The organism is Thermomicrobiales bacterium (genome assembly GCA_037045155.1).
Classification (GTDB): Bacteria; Chloroflexota; Chloroflexia; order Thermomicrobiales; family CFX8; genus JAMLIA01.
Genome location: JBAOIG010000002.1, coordinates 289814 through 314247, shown reverse-complemented (window position 1 = coordinate 314247; position 24434 = coordinate 289814). Strand labels below are relative to the sequence as shown.

The following is a 24434-nucleotide window of genomic DNA, read 5'->3' as shown; positions in this document are numbered from 1 at the left end:
TTACGGGCTATCGCTCACACTCGCGCGATGTGTTGGTGCTGGATGAGCATTCGGGATTTGAGATCCGTGACCGATGGCTGGCTCCAAGCCCCGCCAAGGCCCGGGCGACAGCTAGATAGTCGGTACGATACAAGCTTTCGAGGGCTTCGTATTCTTCAAGTGTGATCTTGCCGGTGAGATAGTCGTCGAAGGCATCAATGACTTTCTGCTCGCGCGTTTCCCCGGCCTCGATCGTGGACATGATAGCCCCTTCCTCTGGGCATCAAGGACACGGATAGAATAGATCCGTGTCGATAACGAAGCTTATTAAAACCGTGTCAATATAGCATAGCCTCCAATCGACTAACCGGGGTCCGACGCCGTCGCCGAGTGATTATATAGGAGCATAGGGATTGCCATGCGAAGCCCGAGGTTAACAAGGTACTGTTGCAGATCAGCGTCGTCGAAAGCGTCTGGCCGCATACTATCGAGGCAGAGAACGCCGAGACAATCAGATGCTGGCGTGACCCGCAGCGGAATAGCAATGAATGAGCGGTACGGTAGCCCGGTAGCGTCTTCTGGGAAGACATGGTATTCCGGATCCAGCGGTATCCACTTCCCTTGATACTCGCGGAAGGGGACAACTCTGTGTTGATTCCCCTGATAGACAGCGCTAGCAATACCCCACGGTACGTCGCTCGTGACATAATCTCGTGTTGCTGCAAACTTTCGCTTTAGTTCATTTGGGGTCATAAGGTGATCCGCCGTAGGTTCTAAACAGCCATCGACGGGCCGGTAAATGATGCCACGAGCACCGTCAGCAAGAAGGCCACAGCAGGCGGATACGCAGGCTTTGAGGGCATTATCGAACGCGTGCGAACCATGATGATTCGATATTAGGCCCCCGAGCGCAATGAACAAACGACCATCAGCTTCTAGCATCTTTGTGAGGTAGTTGGTAGACGACACCGAAGGTGTCTTGTGTTGCTTCCTGAACCAGTAGCCAACGATGACTCCAGTGACAAAAACGATAGTGACGAGGATGAGAGGTAATACCAATGCTGAGGAGATCAGCCGATGCCAGACACCAACCACGATCGCAAGGATTACACCACTAACCACCGCCCAAACAACTGTTTGGCCACCAGTCGATCTGAGGGAGTTCATTGGCTGATTGAACCGTTCAACCATGGTCACGGCGTGTCCGTTAGATAGATACAGCGATGGGAGATCCAACCAAAATTATCGTACTGATCGTAACCACTGTCAACGCCTGTTTACACGACGGTCTCAACTGCGGTAACTGGCTACTGTCGTGGGAACAGATGCACGTCCCGCCCCCTCCGCTCCCCCTCATCCCCCCGTCACATTCTGTGCGATGGCGTGGAAGCCGGGCACGGTGATGCCGTCGACCTCGGGCAGGTCGGCGGTTGGGTAGCTCGACTGCTGGACGATGACGACACGGGCGGCGGGGTCGACGTACAGCCACTGGCCGTTGATCCCGATGCCGGTGAATGCGCCGTGCGCGTTGTGCGTGTTCCACCAGAAGGCGCGATACGACCAGCCTTCCCAGACTGGTCCCCATTCCTCGACGCCACGGGCAAACACCTCGCGGTCGCCGCCGCCCCGGATGGTCGCGACCACCTCCGGCGCGATGATCTGCTGCCCGTCGCAGATCCCGCCGTCCAGCAGCATCTGGCCGAAACGCGCCAGGTCGCGGGCGGTTGCGTTGAATCCGGCCCCCGCCATCTCCATCCCGATGCTGTCGCGGATGATGTAGGCGTCTCGTTCCGTCCCCAGCCGCGACCAGACCCGCTCGCCGAAGACCTGCGAAAACGGCTTCCCGGTGGCGCGGGCGATGATCCAGCCGACGACATCGGTGTTTGGCGTGACGTAGTGAAACGCCTCGCCGTGCTCGCCGGCCTTCGGAAACTGTGGGAACAGCTCCGGCACCGTGCGCGGCCCCTGATACCCCTCTGGCGGATTCCTGAACCCGGCGGCGATCCCATAGCGGGCAACATCGCCGTCCTCGAAGTCGTAGACCTCGCTGAAGCGGATGCCGGTCGTCATGTCGAGCGCATGGCGGACGCTGGCATCCTCCCAGGCACTGCCGGCCAGCTCGGGGATATAGTCAATCACCGGTCGAGACTCGTCGATCAGCCCCTCGTGGGCCAGTTGCAGCGCCAGCGTCCCGACCAGCGACTTGGTCACCGACATCATCTGATGCTGGCTGGCCGGCCCCATCCCGTTCAGGTATCGCTCGTAGACCAGCGTCCCGTCGTGCAGCACGACCAGCGCGTCGGCGTAGCTGAGCGCCAGCATGTCATCGACCGTCTGCTCGGTCCCGTCGACCGCCGCGAAAGTGAGCCCGCTCAGGTCGCGCGGCCGTTGCGGCAGCTCGCGCACCGGCCCATCGCCGCGATACACCGCCGCCGTCGCCATCAGCTCGCGCATGTGCTGAAAGCCCCAGCGGTTATACGGCCCCGACATCAGGTTCTCGCGCGTCACCTGCTTCTCCGGCGGCGCCGGATACCCCTCCATCAACCCCATTTCTGCTGCCGTCGCCGGCCAATCAGCCATTGTCATCCCTCTTTCGTCACTCATCCCGTTTGCCTCAACCCTCATCCCTCCGTCACCGGCAGCGCCACCGTGAACGTCGAAGCCGACGCCCGGCGTCGAGCGGACGCGGACCTGGCCGCCGTGCGCTTCGGTGATCTGGCGCACGATCGACAGGCCCAGCCCGGTGCCGCCGACGGCGCGCGAGCGGCCGGTGTCTACGCGGTAGAAGCGCTCGAAGAGGTGCGGCAGATGCTCCGGCGGGATGCCGATGCCGGTGTCGGCGACGGTCAGCTCGGCGACCGGGCCGCGACGGCGCAGGCTGACGGTCACCGTCCCGCCGGCCGGCGTGTAGCGCAGCGCGTTCTCGACCAGATTCCAGATCAGCTGTCGCAGTCGCTCAGCGTCGCCGCGGACAGTCAGCGCGTCGTTCGCGGTCAACACCAGCTCGCGGGGACTGTCGGGGTTGTTGGCCAGCCGGCGCGCGTCGGCGATGACGCTGGCGACCAGCGCTTCCAGCGGCACGTCATGATGCTCGATCGCCCGCTCGGCGTCGGCGTCGGCCAGAAACAGCAGGTCGCCGACGAGGCGCGTCATTCGATCGACCTCATCAATGGCGTCGCGTGCAGCCTCGCGTTGCTCCTCCGGCGGGAGGCCGACCGCCAGCAGCTCCAGATTGCCGCGGACGACCATCAGCGGATTGCGCAGCTCGTGAGACGTGTCGGCCACAAGCGTCCGCTGGCGATCGAGCATCAGGCTGATCCGGTCGAGCAGCGTGTTGAAGGTCAGCGCCAGCCGGCCGATCTCGTCAGGAGACTTCGCCTCCGGAACGCGCTCCGCGAACTCGCCTGTCTCTGCGATCCGGGCGACGCGGTCGGTCAGATCGGCCACCGGCTGAAGTGCCTGGCGAGATAGCGACAAGGTGCCGGCCAGCCCGCCCAGCAGGGCAAGCAGCCCGCCGGCCAGCAGTAGTGTCCGGAACTCGGCGATCGTCCGCGTCATCGGGCTGAGCGATTCGGAGAGCTGAGCGACCGCCACGATCTTTCCGTTGATCCGCAGCGGGCTGTAGAGCGAGCGAATCTGCACCCGGCCGACCCGCGACGTGCGAAGGACTGTGTCACCCGCGACCGCGGCGGCGACCGCCTCGCGGTCGACTGGCACCGTCTCGGCCGTCAGCGATGAGCTGGCCAGCGAGTGGCTATCCTCGCCGAGGATATGAATGTGGATACTCGCGGCGCGCAGCTCCTGGTCGGGCGAAGGGGGTGACAGGACGAAGATCTCGTCGAGCAGATGCTGGGCGTCCAGCTCGTTGCCGCCACGGATCACCATCGCGCGATCGATCTGAGCGGCACGCTCGATCAGCTCGTTATCTACCTCCGCCGCCAGCGCCTGACGCAGGATGAGATAGATCGCGCTCCCGATGATCGCCAGCGCAACCAGGAAGGCAACGGTGTAGATCAGCGCCAGCCGGACGCGCAGCGACACCGCCGGCCTCAGTCGCTCGGCTGGCGAAGGCTGTAGCCGACGCCACGGATTGTCTGGATCAGCCGCGACTCACTGTCCGACTCCAGCTTCTCGCGCAGCCGCTTGATATGGACGTCGATGACGTTCGACTCCGGAAAGAAGCTGTCGCCCCAGACGGCATCATGAATGCGATCGCGGGAGAGGACCTGGCGTGGATGACGCATGAAGTATTCGAGGAGCTGATACTCGGTCAGCGTCAGGTCGATCGAGCGCTCGCCGCGGAGAACCTCGTGGGTGGTCGAGTTGAGGCGCAGGTCGGCGAAGACAAGCGCGTCCTGGTGCTCGTCGCCGGCCCGCCGCAGCAACGCGCGGATGCGCGCCAGCAGCTCGTCGAAGGCGAACGGCTTGACCAGGTAGTCGTCGGCCCCGGCGTCGAGGCCGGCGACCCGGTCGGGGACACGGTCGCGCGCTGTCAGCAACAGGATCGGCAGGCGCGGCTCGGCGGCGCGGAGCCGTCTGCAGACCTCCAGCCCGTCGATGCCCGGCAGCATGACGTCGATGATGACGAGGTCGGGCAGCTCGCCGAGAGTCTTGTCGAGCGCCTGCTCGCCGGTCTCGGCGAGGTCGACCTCGTAACCGGCGAAGATGAGCCCGCGGCGCATCATCGCGAGAATCTTGGAATCATCGTCGACGACCAGGACCCGCTCGCCCATATCACTCCATCGGCATATGCGAGATCAAGAATGTCACCGGATCTTCATCTTCTCGTCATGGGGGCGTCAGGGCAGGTCGTTACTATCAGATCATTCGCTGTTATGCCCACCGCCCCGCCCTCAGGCGGGCCGCACTGAGTATAGCGGCATACACCTTGCGAAGGGTGAAGTAAGACCGACTGGACGATAGGCTGGGGCCTCTAGACACCCCGTAATCGATCGACCTCGATCGTAACGCGAGCCTGGCGGGTTCGCGAATGCGCAAGGCAGTTACCGTCGCTGTCAGCGCCACACGGCTTTCCCTAGGCGGAATCTACAGTTTCCTCTCACTCCAGCCTGTATCGCCGAAGAGCGCGCGGGGTCCCGGGAAAGCCGGGGCCCCGCAGTCGCGTTTACCCTCGGCGTCGCCGGATCACGAAGTACCCCACCACTGCCGCCAGCGCGGCCAGCGCCAGCCATGATGGGACGAGGCTGCGGGTCGCTGGCGCGTAATCGTCCTCCAGCATCCGGTTGCTCCTTCCGGCGCGCAAGCGCCATAGTTTCGGGTGGGCTATTGAGTGCCGATCGACCGCTGGCTGTCTGGCCAGGCCTGTTGATCCCGACCGAGCTCGATGCGCTGGCCGGTGAGCACGCCCGGGTCGAGGCACACCTGGGTTGGCGCGCGTCCGGCGATCGATACCCTCATTATCGAGCAGCGTCGCGGACAGCGCGACCTCACCCCCACGCTTGACCGCGCCAACGAGCGTATGCGAACCACCCTCATCCCCTCGTTGCCTGCGATACTTCCCCATCGACATATCGCGGCGGAGGAGGGCAACACATGGCAGACAACGGCATCGTCGGAATCTGGAACATGGTGGCGATCGAGCGGCCGGGGGCGGATGGCGCGCTGCTGCGCAACGAAGGGCCGCACGGATTTCTGCTCTACGACGCTGGCGGCTGGTTCGCCGAGGCGTTCTCCTTCACCGCGCCCGACGGCTCGGCCGGCGGTGTCCAGTACTGTGGCAACTACGAAGTCGAGGGTGACACCGTCTTCCACATCCCGGCGATGCACGCCGACCCGGCCAACGTTGGCAAGCGGCTGCCGCGCCAGTTCATCGCGGATGGCGACCGATTCACCCTGATCGCCGGCGCGGTGCGTATCCACTGCGAACGGCTGCGCTAGCGAGCCTCGACCCGAACCCATTGGTTGGATCGCGCGGCGTGAAGGGCAGCGTCGAGCAACCCCTGGGCGGCGACGCCATCGGCGAGGTCCGGCTCGGGCGACGGACCGCCGGCCCGCGCAGCGTCGATGAATCGTCCGGCGATGGCCAGCCGGGGGTTGACGGCGGCCGGCTGGTCGATGACCAGCGGGCTCGGGTCGCCGGACCGTCCCAGCCTCAGCTCGCTCCCGGCGACGATCAGTGAGCCCTCGTCGCCGTGGAGCGCCATGTCCCACTCGTTGCCACCGTAGGTCACCGGCTCGCCACGGATGGTCAGCAGCGCCCCGCTCTCGTAGCGGCCGAGGATGATGAATCCGTCATCGGCATCGACATCGCCACGTGTCCCGCCACCGGTCAGCGGGATCTCGGTTCTCGACGTGATTGTCCGCGCCGCAACCTCGGAGACCGGCCCGCCGATCCAGCGCATCATGTCGACAAGGTGTGGCCCGACCGAGCTGGCCAGTAGCCCGCCCGACTGAGCAGCATCGGCGAACCAGCCGGCCTTCGAGTCGCTCCACAACGGTGAGGCGAGGTACTCGACCGGATTCATCGTCACCCGCATATCGGCCACCGCCAGCCTGCCGATCGCCCCCTCGGTGACGAGATCGTGAGCACGCCGCCAGTGGGCCATGAAGCGTTGGTGGAAGTTGACCATGCCGACAACGCCGGCCTGCTCGACCGCTGCGTATATCGACCGCGCCTCGGCCAGCGACGCTGCCGTTGGCTTCTCACAGAAGATATGCACGCCAGCGCTGGCGGCGTCGATGGCCATCGGAGCATGCAGCGCCGGCGGGGTCGCGATCACGACGGCATCCACGCGCGGCAGCAGCTCGCGGTAGTCGCCGGTTGCCAGCGGGACGCCGTAGCGCTCGGCCACTGCCTCCGCTCGCGCCGGCTGGGCCGACGCTACCCCGACGACCTCGACATCCGGCAACTGCCGCAACACCTCGATGTGGTGCGCTCCAAACCCGGTTCCGATTACTCCGACCCGAACGACCTTGTTCATTCCCCTGCCCCTCTCCGCATCGAACCCGGGCATAGTAACGCGCCGGAGCGGATCGGGTGCGCTAGTCGCCGGAATCCCGGGATCAGCGTACGAACGCGCCAACAATCCGCGCCAGCGAGTTGACGGACTAGAACATGCGTGCTATTCTGGAGATCATCGTCGCGGCGGCCTGCTGTTCGCGCGGAAAAGGAAAGGACCCGCGATAGCGGGTCCCACCGGTCAGCGGAGTACCCCACCGACGCTGCCGCCGGCCGCGGGCCTTTCGACCCGACGGTGCCTCTGCTTCCCTGGCCTTCCGGGCCCCACTCCCGGTTGGCCGGTCTCACTCACTCCTCTTGCGGTGGCCGCGCGTCCTGCACGTCGGCGCGGCCTCCGCCCCCCCATCTGGTCCTGCTCCCCCGTCCCGCGGTCCGTTGTGAGCAATCTCGATGCGCCGGCTAGCCGGCCAGTTGTTGCAGCTCTGCCAGATGATCGGCGTCGAGGTCAACCAATGCCTCGACCAGCCCGGACAGTGTCACCTCACGCCCCTCTTCCTCGAGGATACCGGTGCGCTCCCAGTCGCGCAGCGAGAGGCCCATCAGCAGCGAGATTGTGTCGCCACGCGAGTCGCTGAATGTGGCCAGACTGTCGGCTGCGGGCTGTTGCTGGAGGCGTTCCTGCTCGGCGAGGTGGGCGAGGTTTGGCGAACGTAGCAGCGGATCGGTGCGTTGGAAAAGTTCGTTGAGCCAGCCGAGATAGAGCCGTTCTGACATGACAAGACGGCCGCAGACTCCGCTGGCCGGCTCGCCCGCCGTCTTCGCTGCCGCTGCAAGCTGCTGCGGCGCTCGTGCCAGGAGGTCGATCAGTTCGCGGTAATCGTCTAGCATATCTCGCCTTCGCTACGAGTCGGACGTGGGCGGGGCGGCCAGCCTGGCCGCCCCGTAGATCGTTTGTCTCAGCTGCTGCTTGCGATCAACTGCCAGGTAATCCCGAACGGATCGACGAAGCCAAACGAGCGCGCCGTATCTTCGATAACCGTGAAGGATGCGAAGAGCGCTCGTCCGCGGACGGCGTTGACGGTCTCGATTGGCGCGTTCAGGCTGAGGTGGGCGACGCGGTTTTCGTGCATCACTGCGCCCATGCCGGCGTTGATCAGCACAATCGCGATCGGGCCATTCTCCAGTCGGACGATCTCTGGCTCGATGCCGCTGTGGACGCCTGCGTCCCAGCTATAGTCGGCCGGCAGATGCTGCCAGCGGTCGTGCGCGCGGCGAGCGCGGTAGATGATGTCCATCCCGAAGAAGTCGCGATACCACGCCTCGGCCTTGGCCATGTCGCGGACGCGGACGGCGACGTGATCGATTCCGCCTAGCGCGACCTGAGTCTCGGCCGGCACGATCGCAGAGCTCGCGGCGCGGCCGCCATACGGGACTTCAGACACGAGCGCCCCTCCCTCCATCAGGACATCCGGTGGATAGTGGATCTTCGGCATCGTATTGGCGAACCAGTACTGGTCGCCCTGAATGATCGCGCGTAGCTCCGGGGCGGTGTAGTCGGGCAGGTGCAGCTTGCCGCCCTTGTGGGCATCGACGTACACGTCGGTGTTGATCTCCCGCTCGCCCATCCAGTGGTAGAGCGCGTCGATGACATCGAGTGTGTGGGCGACGACGGTGAGCTCGGCGCGGCTGTCGAAGACATCCGCCTCGGTCACGACCGGGTCGGGCGTGTGTGGGCGCGGATGCCGGTCGATCAGGATCTGTGCGTTGCGCACACTCTCGATCGCCGTCTTGGCGTCGTCATGTGCCGCCTCTGGCACGTCCAGCATGAAGCGATAGGCCATCGACTCCCACCCCTGTCTTCCGCCTGTCGTCCCGCGACCACCGAGCCGTGCGTCGTCTGCATTGTAACCGAGGGACGCGGTATGTGGGGCATAGGGATCACGATCAACCAGATCCCCCGTGTCGCTCGAACCAGTCGAGGATGCGTTCCAGTCGATCAACGCGGTGACTCGGCCGGCCGCCCCGGCTCATCCCGTGGGATTCCCCGGGATAGATCACCATCTCCGTCTCGACGCCCAGGAACCGAAGCGCGTTGTACATCTGCTCGGCCTGATCCATCGTGCAGCGCATGTCCTGCTCCTGATGCTCGATGAGGAGCGGAGTCACAGCGTTGGCGATGTGGCGGATTGGCGAGCCAGATTCATATACCTCCGGCATCTCCCAGGGCATCCCGCCGAAGTACTCCGCCATCCAGAGAGTCCCGTTGTCGCTGGCGAGCGCCAGCGTCTGAAGGTCGGAGACGCAGCGTCCCGTCACTGCCGCTCGGAAACGATCGGTATGAGTCACGATCCAGTTGACCAGATATCCGCCATATGACCCGCCGGCCACATAAATCCGCTCTGGATCGATGGCAACATGATCAATGGCGTAGTCCAGCGCGGCGAGCACGTCGGCCATCGGTTTGACGCCCCAGTCAAGGTAGATGCTGGTCGCAAACTCCTCACCGTAGTTGCTGGACCCGCGTGGGTTGGAGAAGACAATGACGTATCCGTGCGCCACGAGATACTGAAACTCAAGATACCAGCTTGCGCCATAGGCGCAGTGTGGCCCACCGTGGACCTGGAGGATGAGCGGATATGTCTTCGTCTCATCAAAGTCAGGGGGCTTCAGTATCCAGCCCTGAACTCGGGTTTCGGATCCATCAGTTGATGTTGTCCAGAATGACTCAGGCTCGGCAAGCGCCACAGTCGACAGTATCTCGTAGTTGAGTGCCGTTAATGGATGAGGCGCCTCGAGAGTATCCAGCCGTTGGCAGAACACCTGGCCGGGGCTGGAGGCTGTCGTCGCGGCGTACACGAGCGTTGTGCCGCCTCGATCGATCGACCAACTCCCGAGCGCGTGTTGCTGGGTCGTTACCATCTCCGGCTGGCCACCGGCCGAAGGCGTGCGGAAGATCTGGACAGTTCCCTCGAATCCGGCGCTGAAGTAGATCCAGTCGCCGATCCATTGTGGCTGTACGCGTGTCGGCGCGCCCGCGTCGGCCAACAGAAGCGCGCCGGCGCAGATATCTGCCTGGCTCGCTAGGGTCAACTCACCGCCGCCGGCCGGCACGGTCCATATGAGAGAGTTCGAGCCTCCACGCTTCGGCAGTCGTGCGCCGACGACCGCCAGTCGCGTGCCATCCGGAGACCAGGCGGGACATCCGTACAGGCCGTCATTTGGAGTGATCCTGGTTCGATCACCGGTAGCGATATCGACCGTCCAGACATCGCACCGGCTGTCCAGCTCTTCGTCTTCATTCGTGCTGGTGGTGTACGCGAGCTGCGACCCATTCGGCGACCATGCTGGCCCTCCGATCGACGTGCCTCGTTCTGCCGCCCAGATCGGCTGAGAGATTCCAGCCGGTTCGTACGTCAGTTGTCGCGCGTTGGCTTCCGGCATGTCGAGTGTGGAGACAAACAGCTGGCTGCGTGACTGGCCAAACCAGCCCATGCCGTCGAACTTGTAGCGCGCACGGAGGATCACCCGTGGCTGGCCGCCGAGGTCGCTGCCACCCGTCGGGCCGGCAGGCGCAGCAACGGACGGGACGCTGGCAACCCAGGCAATGTGAGCGCTATCCGGTGACCAGAGCGGATTGCTGACATTGACGGTGCTATGAGTGACGCGTCGCGTCTTTCCGCTCGCTCGCTCGATGGTCCAGACCTGTATCACGCCCTCGTGATCGGCAAGGTAGGCGAGATGCTGGCTGCACAGCGACCAGGATGGCGCCGGATCGTGCGAACCACCCTGCACCAGCGGTTGAGGGCTGCCCGTGCCGTCAACTGGGACGATCAGGAGATCGTACTGATTACGGTTAGTTGCTTCGTCCGGCCGCAACACGGTGAACGCTGCCCATTGTCCATCTGGTGAGACTGCGACCGTATGGGCAATTTCGAGATGATAGAGATCGCGAGCCTCAATCGTGTGCTTGGTGGCATTCATCCGGATCTCCAGCCAGCCTTTCTTGCTCAATTGCCGTACAAGTCCTCAGATGACGAGGTCATGCGGGCTCATTGTGAGAACGACTGGACCATCTGCCGTGATCAGGACGTTGTCCTCGATCCGAACCCCGCCCCAGCCGTCAATATAGACTGCCGGCTCGAATGTCATCACCATGTTCTCCCGGAGGACCATCGGGCCACTGGGAAGCTCGTGGATCTGAAGTCCGATCCCGTGCCCGCCCGGATGGCTCACGGTAAACCCCCGACTTTCCACCTCATGGGTGGCCACTGCCGTAGGTCCGTCGCAGCGATCCCCGGCGCGCAGGGCCGCCATCCCTCTGGTGAGTGACGCGAGCACCGCCGTGTGGATGTCGATGAGTTGCTGATCGCGTGGCTCACCAATACAGAATGTCCGTGTGAGATCGGCCGTGTAGCCTTCGTAGGTTCCTCCGAAGTCGAGAACCACCGGTTCTCCCGCCTCAATCGGCCGGTCGGTCGGCTCATGGTGTGGCACCGCGCCGGCCGGCCCAGCCGCGACGATCGTCCCGAAGCCGATGCCGTCGGCGCCGCGATCACGCATGTGTCGCTCCAGGAACCACGCCACCTGCTTCTCGGTCGTCCCCGCGGTAATCCACTCGCGCAGCGCCATGTAAGCCTCGTCCGTCAGCCGGATCGCTTCGCGCAGTAGCTCAATCTCGCCCGGCTCTTTCACCGCTCGAACCGTGCGGATGAGATCTGCGGCTGGCGTCAGTTCGATGTGAGGAGGAAGCGACTCGGTGAGTTGGAGATAGTAGTTGGCGCCCAGATGCACATCGTCGATACCGACGCGCTTGTAGCCGGCCTCCTGAATGAGCGCCGCGATCATCGATGCGTTCTTGCCACGGTCCTGAGGTGCGATCCCGATGATCTTCGATCCTGGCGCTGCCTCGATCGCCTCGGACAGGTTATTCTGCCCGGTCAGGATCGTCAGGCTATCGGGACCGGCCAGCACCCAGTATGCCAACTCCCCGACCTGCGTATCGTCCATCTTCCAGCCCGTCAGGTAGTACCGGCTGGTTGGCTCCGTCACGATAATGGCGTCGAGCTCCCGGCGGGCAAGCTCCTTGGCTACGCGTTCAACGCGACCTGAAATCATGATGTACCACCTTCCTAAGTTCGCAAGGCGACGCCCATCAGTCGCTGGGCCCCGATGGGGATCGTCGTGTCAGTCGGGACCCAGCGACCGACGTCAATCTCAGACCACTATCCACTCTGCGCTGCTTACGCACGTCACGCTAGCCCGCCCACCCCGATCCTGCTACGGAATCGACGTGAGCGGGTCTGTGTGAGGATTATCGCGCTGAGATGATCGTAAGGTCCTTCGGGAACCGCGCCAGATTTCGATATCCGCCCTCAGTCACAACGACCGTGTCTTCGACGCGGACCCCTCCCCACTCGGCGATGTAGATGCCCGGCTCGATCGTGACGACGTGTCCCGGACGAAGGATGTCGGTCGATGATGGCGCGAGGCGTGGCCCCTCGTTGATCGCGTGGCCAACACCGTGGCCGTAGTAGGCCGCGTACCCCGCCTCTCGGATCACGTCCGCCGAGGCCTGATGCACACTCTCGCCAGTTACTCCTGCACGGACAGCGGAAAGGGCTGCTGCCTGAGCGCGATGCACCGCTTCATAGACGGCGCGCTGGCGCTCGGTCGGCTCACCGAATACGAGCGTTCTCGTTGTGTCAGAGCCATATCCCTGGTGGAGAGCGCCGATGTCGATGAGGATGAAGTCGCCCTGCCTCAGCGCACGCTGGCTGAAGCGATGGTGTGGCTTGGCGGCGTTCTCGCCAAACTGCACAATGAGAAAGCCCAGTCCGTCGGCGCCCGCCTCACGCATGGCAGTCTCGAGCCCGACACCAAGCTCGAACTCGGTCATTCCTTCCCGAGCATGGTCCCTGACATACTGAACGCCGAGATCGTTTACCTGCATACCCTGCTGGATCAGATCGATCTCGCCCTCATCCTTGACGGCCCGCAGATCCTCGACCATCCCTCCGGATGAACACAACTCGACCCCATCCAGCGACTGCTGATAGGTGATGTAGGTGTCGTGGGACAGATGGTGCGTCTCGATCCCTACCCGCTGGAGTCCGCGTGAATGTACCGCCGTGGCCATGTCCGCGGCTGAGTTCGTCCGGGTTGCTTGTGGCACGTCCGGCGCGGTCTCACCGTTCTCGGTGATATCCACGAAGCTGTTCAGCAACAACAGGTCGTTCGCGGTTACCAGCAGTTCGGCTGCCGTGCCGGTTGCGCCGGTAAGATACCGGATGTTGGCTGGCTTACTGACGATCAGCCCGTCATAGCCGCGCTCGGCAAGCAACCCGCGCACGCGGTCGATGCGCTCTGTCATCACCCCTCCTCCTCAGAGGCTCGGTCCCCCAAGCCAGGCTTGGGGGACCGAGCTTCTGATCGCTTATTCCTTGGAGATCCAAACCTTGTGCAGGAAGCGCTCGTTGGCCACGCGCCGCCATACCATGTCCTTCACCGTCGAACGCACCAGGAAGTTGTTCGCGGCGTAATGGAGCGGGACAACTGGCATGTCCTGCATCAGGATGACTTCAGACTGCTCATAGAGCTTGGTGCGCTTGTCGGTGTCGAGCTCGACGGCAGCATCTTGCACGAGCTTGTCGTACTGATCGTTCTTCCAGCGCGTGCGATAGAAGTCCTGACTCGACTCCCAGAGGAGATTGAACCAGTTATACGGGTCTTCGTAGTCAGAGCCCCAGCCCCAGATATAGAAATCGTAGTGGATATTTTCGTCGCTCAGCGATCCGAAGAACGCACGGTGTGCCTTTGCCTCCATCCGCTGAAGTGTGACATCGATCCCCAGCTCGTCCTTCCACATCTGCTGGATGATCTGGGCTGCCAGGTCGTAATTCGGATTTACCGGCCAGGTCAGTGTCATGCTGGGGAAGCCTTTGCCTCCGGGATAGCCGGCCTTTTCGAGGAGCTTTCGTGCCTCGTCCGGTCCGCCCTTCGGGATGGCGGCTTCGTTGCGACCCTTGATGCCCGGGGGCGTCATCAGCGGTGCTGGGTCATAGAGATTCTTCAGTCCTGCGCTGACCAACTTCTCGCGGTCGATCGCCAGATACATGGCATTGCGGACGTCCGGGTTGCTCGCCGGCGAGTTCTTGTTGGCACAGTCGTACAGGATGAAGGTTGACCCAGACGCGAGGAACTTGATGAATTGTGGACCCAGCTTCGCGTCGCCACGGATGCGGTCCACATCACCGGCCGGCACCGGGTAGGTCACGTCCAGCTCGTTGTTCTCGAAGGCCGCCACGCTCGTCGCGGACGGATCGGGGGTGATGACGTATTCAACCCTCGTCAGGTACGGCTTCTCACCCCAGTAGTCCTTGTTGATATCGAGCACGATGCTCTGGTCGTGCTTCCAGGATGTCATCGTGTACATCCCGTTTGTGACAATATTTCCGGCCTCGACCCATTTCTCGGCGAACTTGTCGACTGCGGCCTTCGGAATCGGCATGAAGTTCCACGTAGCCAGGACGGCAAGGAAATACGCGGCTGGGCCTGTCATCTTGAGCGTAAGCGTGGATTCGTCGACCGCCGACACACCGATCGTCGAGGCGTCGGTGCTCTTGCCGCTAAAGAAGTCCTCAGCGCCCGTGATGGGAAACGCAGACTGGGCGTATTCCGATGCCAGCACCGGATCAACCAGTCGCTTGAACGAGTACTCGAAATCCTTCGCGGTGACCTTACTGCCGTCGGACCATGTCACACCCGATCGCATTTTGAAGGTGTAGTCCAGCCCGTCGGCTGAGATCTCCCACTTTTCCGCACAGAGCGGAAGCGCATTCGCGTCGCGGTCGAACGCGAGCAGGCCATCGAACAGAAGCATGACCACCTGGACTTCGTTGCCGGACGCCGTCAGGTTCGGATCCACCTTCTGTGGTTCGAGATTGGCGATGCGGATCACCTGGTCGGCGGCCATCTTGGCCGGATCAGGCCCACTTCCAGCGCTCGGTGGTGGTGCGACGGTCGCAGCCGGTGTGCTGGCGCCGCCTGCCGTAGTGGCCGCAGCAGGAGCAGTGGCCCCGCCGCTCGCAGCACCTGTTGAAGAAGCAGGCGCCGTGGCGCTGGTAGCCGGTTGGGTTGCCTTATCGTTGCTGCTGCTGCCGCCGCACGCCGCCAGCAATGTGCCAACGACGGCCGAGCCCGCGGCGAACGTTGCTAGCCGCAGCACATTGCGGCGCGAGAGCTTTTTCTTGCCGTCCAGTAGTTCCGAGACAGTTGATTCCGTGCCCACGGGTCCCCTCCTTCGTGAAAGACAATGTGAACAGATCCCCGGGATCATCCTCTATGCTCTACGAGGTCGTCCGCTCACTGCTCCTCTCGCTTACGACGGCGGACAATGACAAAGACGGCACGTCGGCCACACTTCCCGTATCAATGCATCGATGGGTCAAGTGCGTCGCGGAGCCCGTCCCCGAAGAAGTTGAAAGCTAGCAGCGTGATGGAAAGTGTAATGCCCGGAACCAGCATCACGTGCGGATGGGCGCGCAGGGCCGGGACACCCTCAGAAATCATGATTCCCCAGCTTGCGTTTGGCGGCTGAACCCCAAGCCCAATGAAGCTGAGTCCAGCCTCAGCGATGATGAACTGTGGCAACAGAAGAGCAACTAGAATGATGATCGGCGCTAACGAGTTCGGGAGGATATGGAGAAACATGATCCGAAGCTTCCCGGCGCCAATAGATTCAGCCGATGTCACATATTCCCGGTTGCGGATCGACAGAACCTGACCACGAACGACCCGACTCAATCCCAGCCAGCCAAAGAGAGCCAATGCGATGAACACGCCGGCCAGGCCACCTGCGAAGTCGTTGACGTGCTTCAGTACGAGGAGAAACCCACTGGTCGCATGGGGAAGGGCCGCGTTCAGATATGTCGAGATGATAATGATGAAGAGCAAGTCAGGAAACGCGTAGAAGGCATCGACGATCCGCATGATGATGAAGTCGGTCTTTCCTCCGATGAACCCCGATGCAAGCCCGATCGGTAGGCCAATCAGGACCGCAAGGGTCGTTGTGACAAGTGCGACGCTCATTGAAACACGAGCACCGAACAGCAAGCGGCTGAGAATGTCACGGCCGAGGATGTCTGTTCCTAGCAGGTGGCTCCGACTGGGTGTTGCGTACGTCTGGAGAAGGTCCTGTTTGTTAGGGTTATAAGGGGCGAGCAGTGGGGCCAAAATCGCGAGAAGCAGAACGATAATGATAATGGCAAGCCCGGTAACCGCCGCCTTATTGCGACGCAGCCGAATCATGGCATCGCGTGTGAGGCTGCGCTGGCGGCTGTTCGTAAATGAGGCTCCGGCGAGGGAGTGATCCCGATCGTTAGCCTTGTTGTCTGTTGCAACCGGCGTAGTCACAGCTTCCCCTTCACCAATGTGAACGCATTGCCTCAGAATCGGATTCGTGGATCCAGGAAGGCGTAGGCGACATCGACAAGCAGATTCATCATGATGATGATGACGGCAAAGAGCAGCGTGATCGCCATGAGAACCGGGTAGTCCCGAGCGGTTGCGGCAGTGACGAAATAGCGACCAATACCCGGCACACCGACGACGGTCTCGACGAAAAATGAACCTGTGATAATGCCGGCGAAGATCAACCCACCGACTGTCACGATAGGGATAAGCGCGTTCTTCAGCACGTGACGTAAGACAATCGAGCGTCCGTGGAGTCCCTTAGCGCGGGCGGTCCGGATGTAATCCTGGCGCATGATCTCCAGCGTCGCCGAGCGCGTATATCGGGCAAGTGACGCGGCAGGCGCGAACGACAGCGCCAGAGCCGGGATGACGATGTGGGAACTGAAGATGCCGCCCCATCCGCTCGTCGGAACGAGATGCAACTTCAGCGAAAGCACGACGATGAGCAATGTTGCGGTGACATAACTCGGTGTTGAGATCCCGATGACTGCCACGAACATAGCCGTGTAATCCGCGGCAGTGTTCTGTTTGAGCGCCGCGAGCAGGCCCAGGCCAATACCTAACGGAATCCCGATCAGCATCGCTACAAGGCCCAGCTGCAATTGATACAGGCAGGAAGTTCCGAACGATATCCGACGCGGACTGTGATGAATTCGTGAACGAAGGACCGAAGTCACCGTGCAGTACATCCCATAAATAATACAGATATTGCTTCCATAGCGGCTTATCCAGGTTATATTTTGCCCGAATGGCTTCCACAACTGCTTTCGGAAGCGGCTTCTCTGAATTATCCCACGGCCCACCTGGTGTCGCGTGCATGACAACAAAAGTGAGTGTGTACACTAGTAGGAGGGTCGGAATAACGGCAAGTAGCCGCCCAATAATGAATCGTCCCACGTAGCGTTCCCTCGCCTCCCGGGGCTTCATGCAATTGCCAATATTGGCCCCGGCGAGGCACTTGCATGACCAGCTGCCTGTTGCGTCGGTCGTACGACAAACGGACGTTGGCCTGGATCACCCCATCTGACTGCCAACCGCCCGGAGTCGCTCATTCATTGATCGATCGCACCAGTGTAGCATGTGCGATGGGTCGGCGTCGTCGTGATCTCACCGCCACCCTCACCGCCATCACCGCCACTACGGCGCCGGGACCATGATCACCCCCGGGTCGGTTGTGACGTAGAGGTCGGCGTTAGCCAGGCCGAACTGGATCTCGGTGACGATCGCGGTGGCGGAGACCCCGTCGTAGCGCACCCAGGTGAGCCCGTCGTCCTGCGAGACGATCAGGCCGGCCGCCGTGCCAGCGTAGAGTCGCTTGATCTTCGATGGCCCGATCCGGAGAGACAGCACATTCCCCAGTGGATTCCCGGCCGCAGTCGCGCCGGCCGGGGGAGTCTGGACGGGGTCGACCTCGACCAGCGCCTCTGTCTCGGACCAGGTCTGCCCGCCATCGGAGGACGTGTGGATCGATCCTGCCCCTGCGACGACGATCAGCTCACGAGTGGCGTCCATCCGCGCCTTGCCGTTGGCGGTCAGTAGTATTCCGCCGGCCTCTGGCGTGTGTGGGTCGGTGACATCTACCGCGGACAGCGCGGACGTTCCGACCGGATTGATGCCCAGCACCAGCAACATCGTGCCGATCAGCCGGACATCGACGATAGAGTAGCCTGGCAGCGGGTCGATCCGGCTCCAGGTGTTCCCCGCATTCGTCGAGATGACCAGACTGTTGCAGTCCGCGCCGTAGATCACCTCGTGGTCGTTCGGGTCAAACAGCATCGGCTCGATATTCGTTCCCAGTGTCAGCTGCCGCCAGTGCAGGCCGCCGTCCTTCGATTCCTCCATCGGGACGTCCGGCTCGGGCGGGCTGCCGCCGCAGACACGGTGCCGGCCACGGAAGACGCGCTCGAGATCTTCGGGGTCGACGAGGTAGTGACGACCGAGGCGATCGTTGCCGATCGGCGTCCACGTTCCCTTCTCCATGCGATAGAGCGTGTCGGCGGCGAGCGCGAAGATCGGGCCGATGCTCGCCGATGGAATCACGATTCGCCGCACCGGCACACCATTGATCCGCAGGACATCGCCAGCCGGGGTGAGCGTCTCCGTCGGGCTGGCGCTGATCGGTGGTGTCGGAGTCGGCGGCGATCCAATCCGGCAGCCGGCCACCAGCAACACGAGCGCGACCAGCACGGGCGCCAGGTGGAGCTCCCGCGTTACCCGTCTATATCCGCGCGCTGGTTTCCGTGCGCTCGAAACCACTCGATACCCCTGCCATCTGGTCGATCGGGTTGGATTGTAAAGACGCCACGCCGGCCTGTCATCGGGTACGATCGCCGGCAATGACGCAACGAGGAAGGACACGACCATGATCCAGCAGCCTCAGGCACGATTTGGCTTTCGGATGGGCAGCGACCGGAAGCTGGTGCGCTGGCCGGACATGTTGGCCTATTTTCAGGAGGTTGCCGCCGCCAGCGACCGCGTGCGATACGAGCAGCTCGGAATCGCAACCGAGGGCCAGCCGTTCGTGCTGCTGACAATCTCCGCTCCCGACAACCTCGCCCGACTCGATCGCTATCGCGCGATCCAGCAGCAGCTGTTCGACCCGCGTGGGCTGGCCGATGATGAGGCTGAGTCACTCGTCATCGAAGGCCGCTCCGTCCTGCTGCTGACATGCTCGATCCATGCAACCGAGGTCGGCGCTGTCCAGATGACGCCGGAGCTTGTCTACGATCTCGCCACGCGCGACGACCCCGAGGTCCAGCGCATCCTCGACGAGGTGATCCTGCTGCTGGTTCCCTCGCTCAATCCCGACGGGATGGAGCTGGTCGCCGACTGGTACGAGCAGACGCTCGGCACTCCTCACGAGGGTTCCCAGCCGCCGACGCTCTACCATACCTATACGGGTCACGATAATAACCGCGACTGGTTCATGTTTACCCAGGCCGAGACGCGGCTGGCAATCGAGCAGATCCATAACGTCTGGCACCCACACATCGTCTTCGACCAGCATCAGATGATGCCGGATGGCGCGCGCTACGTGCTGCCGCCGTTCATCGACCCCTACGACCCGAATGTCGACCCGATCCTCCGCTCCGAGGTGGCGTTGATGGGCCAGGCGATGGCTGCCGATCTGACGGCGGCCGGCAAGGCCGGCGTGGCGACCAACATCATCTTCGACGCCTATTCCCCCTCGCGCGCCTACCAGCACTACCACGGCGGGGTCCGCATCCTGTCGGAGGCGGCCAGCGTGCGAATCGCGACACCGATCGTGCTCACCGAAGCCCAGCTGCCCGAGCGGCGGGGATTCGATCCGAAAGTCGCGACATGGAACCACCCGCTGCCGTGGACTGGCGGCGACTGGACGTTGCGCGACATCGTCGACTACAACACGATCGCCACCTGGGCCGCGCTCAACACCGCCGCCGTCTGGCGCGACCGCTGGGTGCGCAATTTCCTCGCGATCCAGCGCCACGCTGTCGAGGCCAGCGCGCCGTACGCATTCGTCGTCCCCGCCGGCCAGCCCGACCCGGTCACCGCCGCCGAGCTGCTGGATGTGCTGCGCACTGGCGCGGTCGAGATTCAGCAGGCAGTCGAGCCGATCGTGGCAGATGGCGTCGAGTTCCCGGCCGGCTCGCACGTCGTCCTGGCCGGCCAGCCGGCCGGCCGCTTCGCCACGACGATGCTGCAGACGCAACACTACCCCGATCTGCGCCTCTATCCGGGCGGCCCGCCGAAGCCGCCCTACGACATCACCGCCCACTCGTTGCCGATCCAGATGGGGGTCGAGACGATCCAGGTGGAGCACCCGTTCGAAGCAGAGCTGACGCCGGTCGAACGGATTGCCATGCCGGAAGGCGGGGTCGACGGGAGCGGCGAACTCTACACGCTCGACCCGCGAGTGAACGCCAGCGTGCGGGCGGTCAACCAGCTGCTGGCGGCCGGCGGGCGTGTCTCTCGCGTCGCAGCTCAGGGCGGGAGCCTCCCGATCGGCACGTTCGTCGTCGAGGGTCTGGCGCGTGCGACGGTCGAGCAGGTCGCGCGGGCGACGCACGTCGTCGCAAACGCGGCCGGGCGGAATGATCTGGGCGACGCGATCGCGCGGCTGACCACGCCACGGGTGGGGCTCTATCGCTCGTGGCGGCCGAATGGGATCGACGAGGGCTGGACGCGCTTCATCTTCGAGCGCTACGACCAGCGGTTCGAGACAATCCGCGACCGCGACCTGCGTCAGGGCAGCCTCGGCGCGCGGTTCGACGCCATCGTCCTGCCCCAGCAGTCGGCGCGCGACATTCTGGAGGGCAACCCGGCATCCGAATACCCGAAGCAGTACTCCGGCGGGATTGGCGAACTGGGCATGACCAATCTGCGTCGCTTCGTCGAAGGTGGCGGCACACTCGTCGCGCTCGATGCTGCCTGCGAGGTGGCGATCAAGCAGCTCTATCTACCTGTGACGAATGTTCTGGAGGGTGTGCGGCCGGAGACGTTCTATAATCCCGGCTCGCTGCTACGGCTGCTGCTCGACCCGACTCATCCGATTGCCTGGGGGTATGAGCGGGAGGCTGCGGTGCTGTTTGTCAGCTCGCCGGCCTTCGATGTCGTCTCCCCGAACGGCGGGGCGACTGTCGTCGGACGCTACCCGCTGCAGAACCAGCTACTCTCTGGCTGGATGCTCGGCGGCGAGCACCTGCGTGGCAAGGCGGCGCTGCTGGATGTGCCAGTCGACAAGGGCCGTGTCATCCTCTTCGGCTTCCGCCCGCAGTTCCGCGCCCAGGCGCGCGGCGCTTACCGGCTGCTGTTCAACACGCTGTTCGCGGCGGGGATGGAGATGAGGGATGGGGGATGAGGCAAAAGGGATGAGAAAGGAACGATCATGCGACTGAGCGGCAAGGTAGCGATCATCACCGGGGCGGCGTCGGGGATCGGGCTGGCGATGGCGACGCGGTTTGTCGCCGAGGGAGCCAGCGTCGTGGCGGCCGACTGGAACGGCGAGCGGCTGGATGCGGCGGTGAAGACGCTGACCGCCGACGGCGGCGCGGCCATCGGCGTGCAGGGGGACATCGCCGACCCGGCGACGGCGGACGAGCTGGTCGAGCGGGCCATCGCGGCGTATGGCCGGCTGGATGTGCTGGTCAACAACGCCGGCATATCCGACTACATGCAGGGCGTCGGCGAGGTCACCGACGAGATCTGGCGGCGGGTGATCGGCATCAACGTTGATGGCCCGATGTTCGCCAGCCGTCGCGCGGTCACGCACATGCTGGAGCACGGCGGCGGCTCGATCATCAACATCGCCTCGATCGCCGGCCTCCATGGCGGCGCGGGCGGCGCGGCCTACACCACCTCCAAGCACGCGCTGATCGGGCTGACGCGCAACACGGCCTGGATGTACGCGAAGCGCGGCATCCGCTGCAACGCGATCTGCCCCGGCGCGACGGCGACGAACATCGCCGAGACGATGCCGCAGGACCGGCTCGACATGGTCGGCATGGCCCGGGCGGGCGAGTTCCACGCGCTCCTGCCGGCCTTCCTCGCGCCGGAGGACATCGCCAATGTCGCGCTCTTCCTCGCGTCGGACGAGTCGCGCCAGATCAACGGCGCGATCATCGCTGCCGACGGAGGCTGGGCCGCCGTATAGTCTGGGACTGAGGATGAGGGGACGATGAGTCGAGTTCCGAACGACTACCATCTGCACACGGCGTTCTCCTGCGACTCGCAGGCGACGATGGCGGCGCAGTGCGAGGCGGCGATCGCGCTGGGGCTGCGCGAGATCTGCGTCACCGATCATTCCGACTGGGAGCCTCTGGACAGCTGCTCGGGCTTCTACCGCCCGGATGCCTACTTTGCCGAGCTGGCCGCCAACCGCGAGCGATACGGCGATCGCCTGACGATCCGGGCGGGTGTCGAGATCGGCGAGATCCACCGGTTTGGCGTCGAGGCGGCGCAGCTTCTCTCCGCGCAACCATACGACTTCGTCATCGGCTCGCTCCACTGGGTGACCAGCCGGTTGACGCTGACGCCAGGCTACTTCGAGGGCTGGACGCCGAAAGCCGCCTACGAGACGTACTACGCCGAGCTGCTGGAGGTCGTCGATGCCGGCGGGTTCGACGTGATCGGTCATATCGACGTGCCGAAGCGGGCCGGATTCAGCATCGAGAACGGCTACGACAGCAACGATTACGAGGAGCCGCTACGCGCCGTCCTTCGCGCGGCGATCGAGCGGGGGATCGGGATCGAGATCAACACCGGCACGGCCCGCCGGCCGGTCGGTAAGCCGTCGCCCGATCTGCCGGTGTTGCAGTGGTATCGCGAGCTGGGCGGCGAGATCGTCACCGTCGGCTCCGACGCCCACCGCCCGGAGCATATCGGCTACCGCTTCGACGACGCCCGCGAGCTGCTCGACGCCGCCGGGTTCACTGCGATCACGCGCTTCGAGGGACGCAAGGCGACGTTCATCGACTTGTAGGGGCGAGCCTTGTGTTCGCCCCTGCGATGTCTGTCCTCATTCAGGTCGATCTGATTTATGCTCTCGATCGACAATTTCGATCGATCGGGGGTGATGGCCGTGGATCGCGACCAGCTGCTGGCGTTCGAGCGGATCGCGCGGGTGGGGAGCTTCAGCCGGGCGGCGGCGGAGATGGGGATCGCCCAGGGGACGATCAGCGCGCGGATCCGGGTGCTGGAGGCGGAGGTCGGCGGCGAGCTGTTCGTCCGGATGGGGCGGACGATCGCGCTGAGCGAGATGGGCCGTGCCTTCCTGCCGTACGCCCGCCGGGCGCTGGAGGTGCTGGACGAGGGGGTCGCGGCGGCGCGGGCGACGGCAGCCGGCGAGCAGGGCGCGCTGGCGATCGGGTTGCTCGACTCGCTGGCCGGCGGGTTCGTGGCCCGCGCGCTCGCTGCCTTCCGCGACGAGCACCCGGCGGTCGGGATCGAGGTCCGGGCCGGCGAGAGTGACGAGATCGCCGAGCTGCTGCGCGACGGCGTACTGACGCTGGGCATCGTTGGCTGGGCGCCGCCGCCGGCCGGGCTGATTGCGCTGGTCGAGCTTCACGAGCGGCTGGTTCCTGTCGCCTCGCCGGCCCACCCGCTGGCCCGCGGTGGGTCGGTGTCGTTCGCCGAGGCGATCGCCGGCGGCAACCCGTTCGTGCTGATTCGCTGGGACGCGACGTTCGTCGAGGCGGTCCGGGCGACGCCGCACGGCGCAGGCGCGGTGATCGAAGCGCCGTTCGCGACCGCCCGCCGGCTGCTACGACGGCGCGGCGGCGTCGCCTTCCTGACCGAAGACCTGGTCGCCGACGATCTGCTGGAGGGCTACCTCGCCGAGCTCCAGCTCACCGACGCGCCACGCTTCGAGCGCCATCTGGCGCTGGCCCGCGCCGCCCGCGACGAGTCGCTCGCGCCGGTCTCCGAGGCGTTCGTCGCCGCACTGCGCCAGGCGGCCGGGGCGTTCGGTGGCAAGCGGGATGAAGGATGATGGGTGGGGGACGATCCTCTGTGCAGATGTGACCGCAGCCTCATTCTCTCCTTCTCATTCCTGGTCCACTGGGTGTCGTTGCAGCTGCCATGGTCAGCAACCACGGTCATCTTGGCGACGCCTTGCCCGTCGCACTCGATCAGCTCAGTAGACGAACGCAGTGAGTATGTCGGGTCGGCAGCCTCCCGACTCTCTGTCATCCTGAGGCCGCAGCCGAAGGATCCGTTTCCCCGCGCTGGTTCGCTGCCGCCGGAGAGGGACGGATTCTTCGCTCCGCTCAGAATGACAGAGGCAGTAGCGCCCCCAAGGGTGACAGTATCACTGCACTCGATCGTCTCAGAACGACTCGGGAACGAAGTGAGTGCGATGGTTTCGCATCGCGCAACTCGATGGTGTTGCATTCGATACCATGAGTGATCGGACGAGAAAGTATTGACACCACCCCCTTGTATAGACGTAAGATGTTCCCGCACCTGATCGAACAGGAGCTGTGCCGATGGCAACACGACAGCCCGCGCGCCAACTCTTCATCGTCGTCGTGTGTCTTCTGGTGATCGCATGTGGCGCGCCGGATGTCGTACCGACCGGGAGCGCGGC

Annotated in this window: 19 protein-coding genes; 5 read left to right on the top strand and 14 right to left on the bottom strand. The window is 63.9% G+C overall.

Annotated features, from left to right (window positions below):
* Positions 1 to 7: 7 nt before the first annotated feature.
* The 4 genes from V9F06_01650 to V9F06_01635 form a co-directional block, all read right to left on the bottom strand.
* Complete coding sequence (locus V9F06_01650) at positions 8 to 241, bottom strand: hypothetical protein (protein MEI2616327.1); 234 nt, start codon at positions 239 to 241, stop codon at positions 8 to 10.
* A 101-nt stretch (positions 242 to 342) separates the two neighbouring features.
* On the bottom strand, positions 343 to 1176 hold the full coding sequence (locus V9F06_01645) for a GAF domain-containing protein (GenBank protein ID MEI2616326.1): 834 nt from the start codon (positions 1174 to 1176) through the stop codon (positions 343 to 345).
* Positions 1177 to 1332: 156 nt separating this feature from the next.
* Positions 1333 to 4020 (bottom strand): serine hydrolase, encoded by a 2688-nt coding sequence (locus V9F06_01640; protein MEI2616325.1) that lies wholly within the window; start codon positions 4018 to 4020, stop codon positions 1333 to 1335.
* Between the two features lie 8 nt (positions 4021 to 4028).
* Positions 4029 to 4712, bottom strand: a complete 684-nt coding sequence (locus V9F06_01635) for a response regulator transcription factor (protein ID MEI2616324.1) — start codon at positions 4710 to 4712, stop codon at positions 4029 to 4031.
* 820 nt (positions 4713 to 5532) lie between these two features.
* On the opposite strand from V9F06_01635, the gene V9F06_01630 reads away from it, so the two are divergent.
* Positions 5533 to 5877, top strand: a complete 345-nt coding sequence (locus V9F06_01630) for a hypothetical protein (protein MEI2616323.1) — start codon at positions 5533 to 5535, stop codon at positions 5875 to 5877.
* Here V9F06_01630 and V9F06_01625 read toward each other — a convergent pair.
* The 10 genes from V9F06_01625 to V9F06_01580 all read right to left on the bottom strand — a co-directional run bounded on the left by V9F06_01625 (position 5874) and on the right by V9F06_01580 (position 18625).
* Entirely contained in the window at positions 5874 to 6920 is a 1047-nt protein-coding gene (locus V9F06_01625; GenBank protein ID MEI2616322.1) for a Gfo/Idh/MocA family oxidoreductase, read from the bottom strand. The two genes, V9F06_01630 and V9F06_01625, sit on opposite strands and share 4 nt — an antisense overlap.
* 437 nt (positions 6921 to 7357) lie before the next feature.
* The gene (locus tag V9F06_01620; GenBank protein ID MEI2616321.1) at positions 7358 to 7786 is read right to left on the bottom strand and encodes a hypothetical protein; all 429 of its coding nucleotides are present in this window, start codon (positions 7784 to 7786) and stop codon (positions 7358 to 7360) included.
* A 68-nt stretch (positions 7787 to 7854) separates the two neighbouring features.
* Positions 7855 to 8739 carry a VOC family protein gene (locus V9F06_01615; GenBank protein ID MEI2616320.1) on the bottom strand — a complete coding sequence of 295 codons (885 nt, stop codon included), beginning with the start codon at positions 8737 to 8739 and terminating at the stop codon, positions 7855 to 7857.
* Between the two features lie 103 nt (positions 8740 to 8842).
* Positions 8843 to 10879, bottom strand: a complete 2037-nt coding sequence (locus tag V9F06_01610; GenBank protein ID MEI2616319.1) for a S9 family peptidase — start codon at positions 10877 to 10879, stop codon at positions 8843 to 8845.
* A 45-nt stretch (positions 10880 to 10924) separates the two neighbouring features.
* On the bottom strand, positions 10925 to 12013 hold the full coding sequence (locus V9F06_01605) for a Xaa-Pro peptidase family protein (GenBank protein MEI2616318.1): 1089 nt from the start codon (positions 12011 to 12013) through the stop codon (positions 10925 to 10927).
* 196 nt (positions 12014 to 12209) lie between these two features.
* Positions 12210 to 13268 carry a Xaa-Pro peptidase family protein gene (locus V9F06_01600; GenBank protein MEI2616317.1) on the bottom strand — a complete coding sequence of 353 codons (1059 nt, stop codon included), beginning with the start codon at positions 13266 to 13268 and terminating at the stop codon, positions 12210 to 12212.
* 63 nt (positions 13269 to 13331) lie between these two features.
* Positions 13332 to 15185, bottom strand: a complete 1854-nt coding sequence (locus V9F06_01595; GenBank protein MEI2616316.1) for a peptide ABC transporter substrate-binding protein — start codon at positions 15183 to 15185, stop codon at positions 13332 to 13334.
* A 140-nt stretch (positions 15186 to 15325) separates the two neighbouring features.
* Positions 15326 to 16309: an ABC transporter permease gene (locus V9F06_01590; GenBank protein MEI2616315.1), complete on the bottom strand. Its 984-nt coding sequence runs from the start codon at positions 16307 to 16309 to the stop codon at positions 15326 to 15328.
* Between the two features lie 32 nt (positions 16310 to 16341).
* Positions 16342 to 16950 carry an ABC transporter permease gene (locus V9F06_01585; protein MEI2616314.1) on the bottom strand — a complete coding sequence of 203 codons (609 nt, stop codon included), beginning with the start codon at positions 16948 to 16950 and terminating at the stop codon, positions 16342 to 16344.
* Positions 16951 to 17506: 556 nt separating this feature from the next.
* Positions 17507 to 18625, bottom strand: coding sequence for a hypothetical protein (locus tag V9F06_01580; GenBank protein ID MEI2616313.1), 1119 nt, complete (start codon positions 18623 to 18625; stop codon positions 17507 to 17509).
* 106 nt (positions 18626 to 18731) lie between these two features.
* Between V9F06_01580 and V9F06_01575 the strand changes: the two genes are divergently transcribed.
* The 4 genes from V9F06_01575 to V9F06_01560 all read left to right on the top strand — a co-directional run bounded on the left by V9F06_01575 (position 18732) and on the right by V9F06_01560 (position 23837).
* Complete coding sequence (locus V9F06_01575) at positions 18732 to 21209, top strand: M14 metallopeptidase family protein (protein MEI2616312.1); 2478 nt, start codon at positions 18732 to 18734, stop codon at positions 21207 to 21209.
* Positions 21210 to 21236: 27 nt separating this feature from the next.
* Positions 21237 to 22001, top strand: coding sequence for a glucose 1-dehydrogenase (locus V9F06_01570; GenBank protein ID MEI2616311.1), 765 nt, complete (start codon positions 21237 to 21239; stop codon positions 21999 to 22001).
* Between the two features lie 24 nt (positions 22002 to 22025).
* On the top strand, positions 22026 to 22829 hold the full coding sequence (locus V9F06_01565; protein MEI2616310.1) for a histidinol-phosphatase: 804 nt from the start codon (positions 22026 to 22028) through the stop codon (positions 22827 to 22829).
* Between the two features lie 93 nt (positions 22830 to 22922).
* The gene (locus tag V9F06_01560; protein ID MEI2616309.1) at positions 22923 to 23837 is read left to right on the top strand and encodes a LysR family transcriptional regulator; all 915 of its coding nucleotides are present in this window, start codon (positions 22923 to 22925) and stop codon (positions 23835 to 23837) included.
* The last annotated feature ends 597 nt before the right edge of the window (positions 23838 to 24434 follow it).

Excerpts from the sequence above, each read along its gene's own strand:
- V9F06_01600 (MEI2616317.1), bottom strand. The coding sequence starts at position 13,268 with ATGACAGAGCGCATCGACCGCGTGCGCGGGTTGCTTGCCGAGCGCGGC.
- V9F06_01625 (MEI2616322.1), bottom strand. The coding sequence starts at position 6,920 with ATGAACAAGGTCGTTCGGGTCGGAGTAATCGGAACCGGGTTTGGAGCG.
- V9F06_01620 (MEI2616321.1), bottom strand. The coding sequence starts at position 7,786 with ATGCTAGACGATTACCGCGAACTGATCGACCTCCTGGCACGAGCGCCG.
- V9F06_01605 (MEI2616318.1), bottom strand. The coding sequence starts at position 12,013 with ATGATTTCAGGTCGCGTTGAACGCGTAGCCAAGGAGCTTGCCCGCCGG.
- V9F06_01610 (MEI2616319.1), bottom strand. The coding sequence starts at position 10,879 with ATGAATGCCACCAAGCACACGATTGAGGCTCGCGATCTCTATCATCTC.
- V9F06_01565 (MEI2616310.1), top strand. The coding sequence starts at position 22,026 with ATGAGTCGAGTTCCGAACGACTACCATCTGCACACGGCGTTCTCCTGC.
- V9F06_01635 (MEI2616324.1), bottom strand. The coding sequence starts at position 4,712 with ATGGGCGAGCGGGTCCTGGTCGTCGACGATGATTCCAAGATTCTCGCG.
- V9F06_01575 (MEI2616312.1), top strand. The coding sequence starts at position 18,732 with ATGATCCAGCAGCCTCAGGCACGATTTGGCTTTCGGATGGGCAGCGAC.
- V9F06_01560 (MEI2616309.1), top strand. The coding sequence starts at position 22,923 with ATGGCCGTGGATCGCGACCAGCTGCTGGCGTTCGAGCGGATCGCGCGG.
- V9F06_01615 (MEI2616320.1), bottom strand. The coding sequence starts at position 8,739 with ATGGCCTATCGCTTCATGCTGGACGTGCCAGAGGCGGCACATGACGAC.
- V9F06_01650 (MEI2616327.1), bottom strand. The coding sequence starts at position 241 with ATGTCCACGATCGAGGCCGGGGAAACGCGCGAGCAGAAAGTCATTGAT.
- V9F06_01570 (MEI2616311.1), top strand. The coding sequence starts at position 21,237 with ATGCGACTGAGCGGCAAGGTAGCGATCATCACCGGGGCGGCGTCGGGG.
- V9F06_01585 (MEI2616314.1), bottom strand. The coding sequence starts at position 16,950 with ATGCTGATCGGGATTCCGTTAGGTATTGGCCTGGGCCTGCTCGCGGCG.
- V9F06_01630 (MEI2616323.1), top strand. The coding sequence starts at position 5,533 with ATGGCAGACAACGGCATCGTCGGAATCTGGAACATGGTGGCGATCGAG.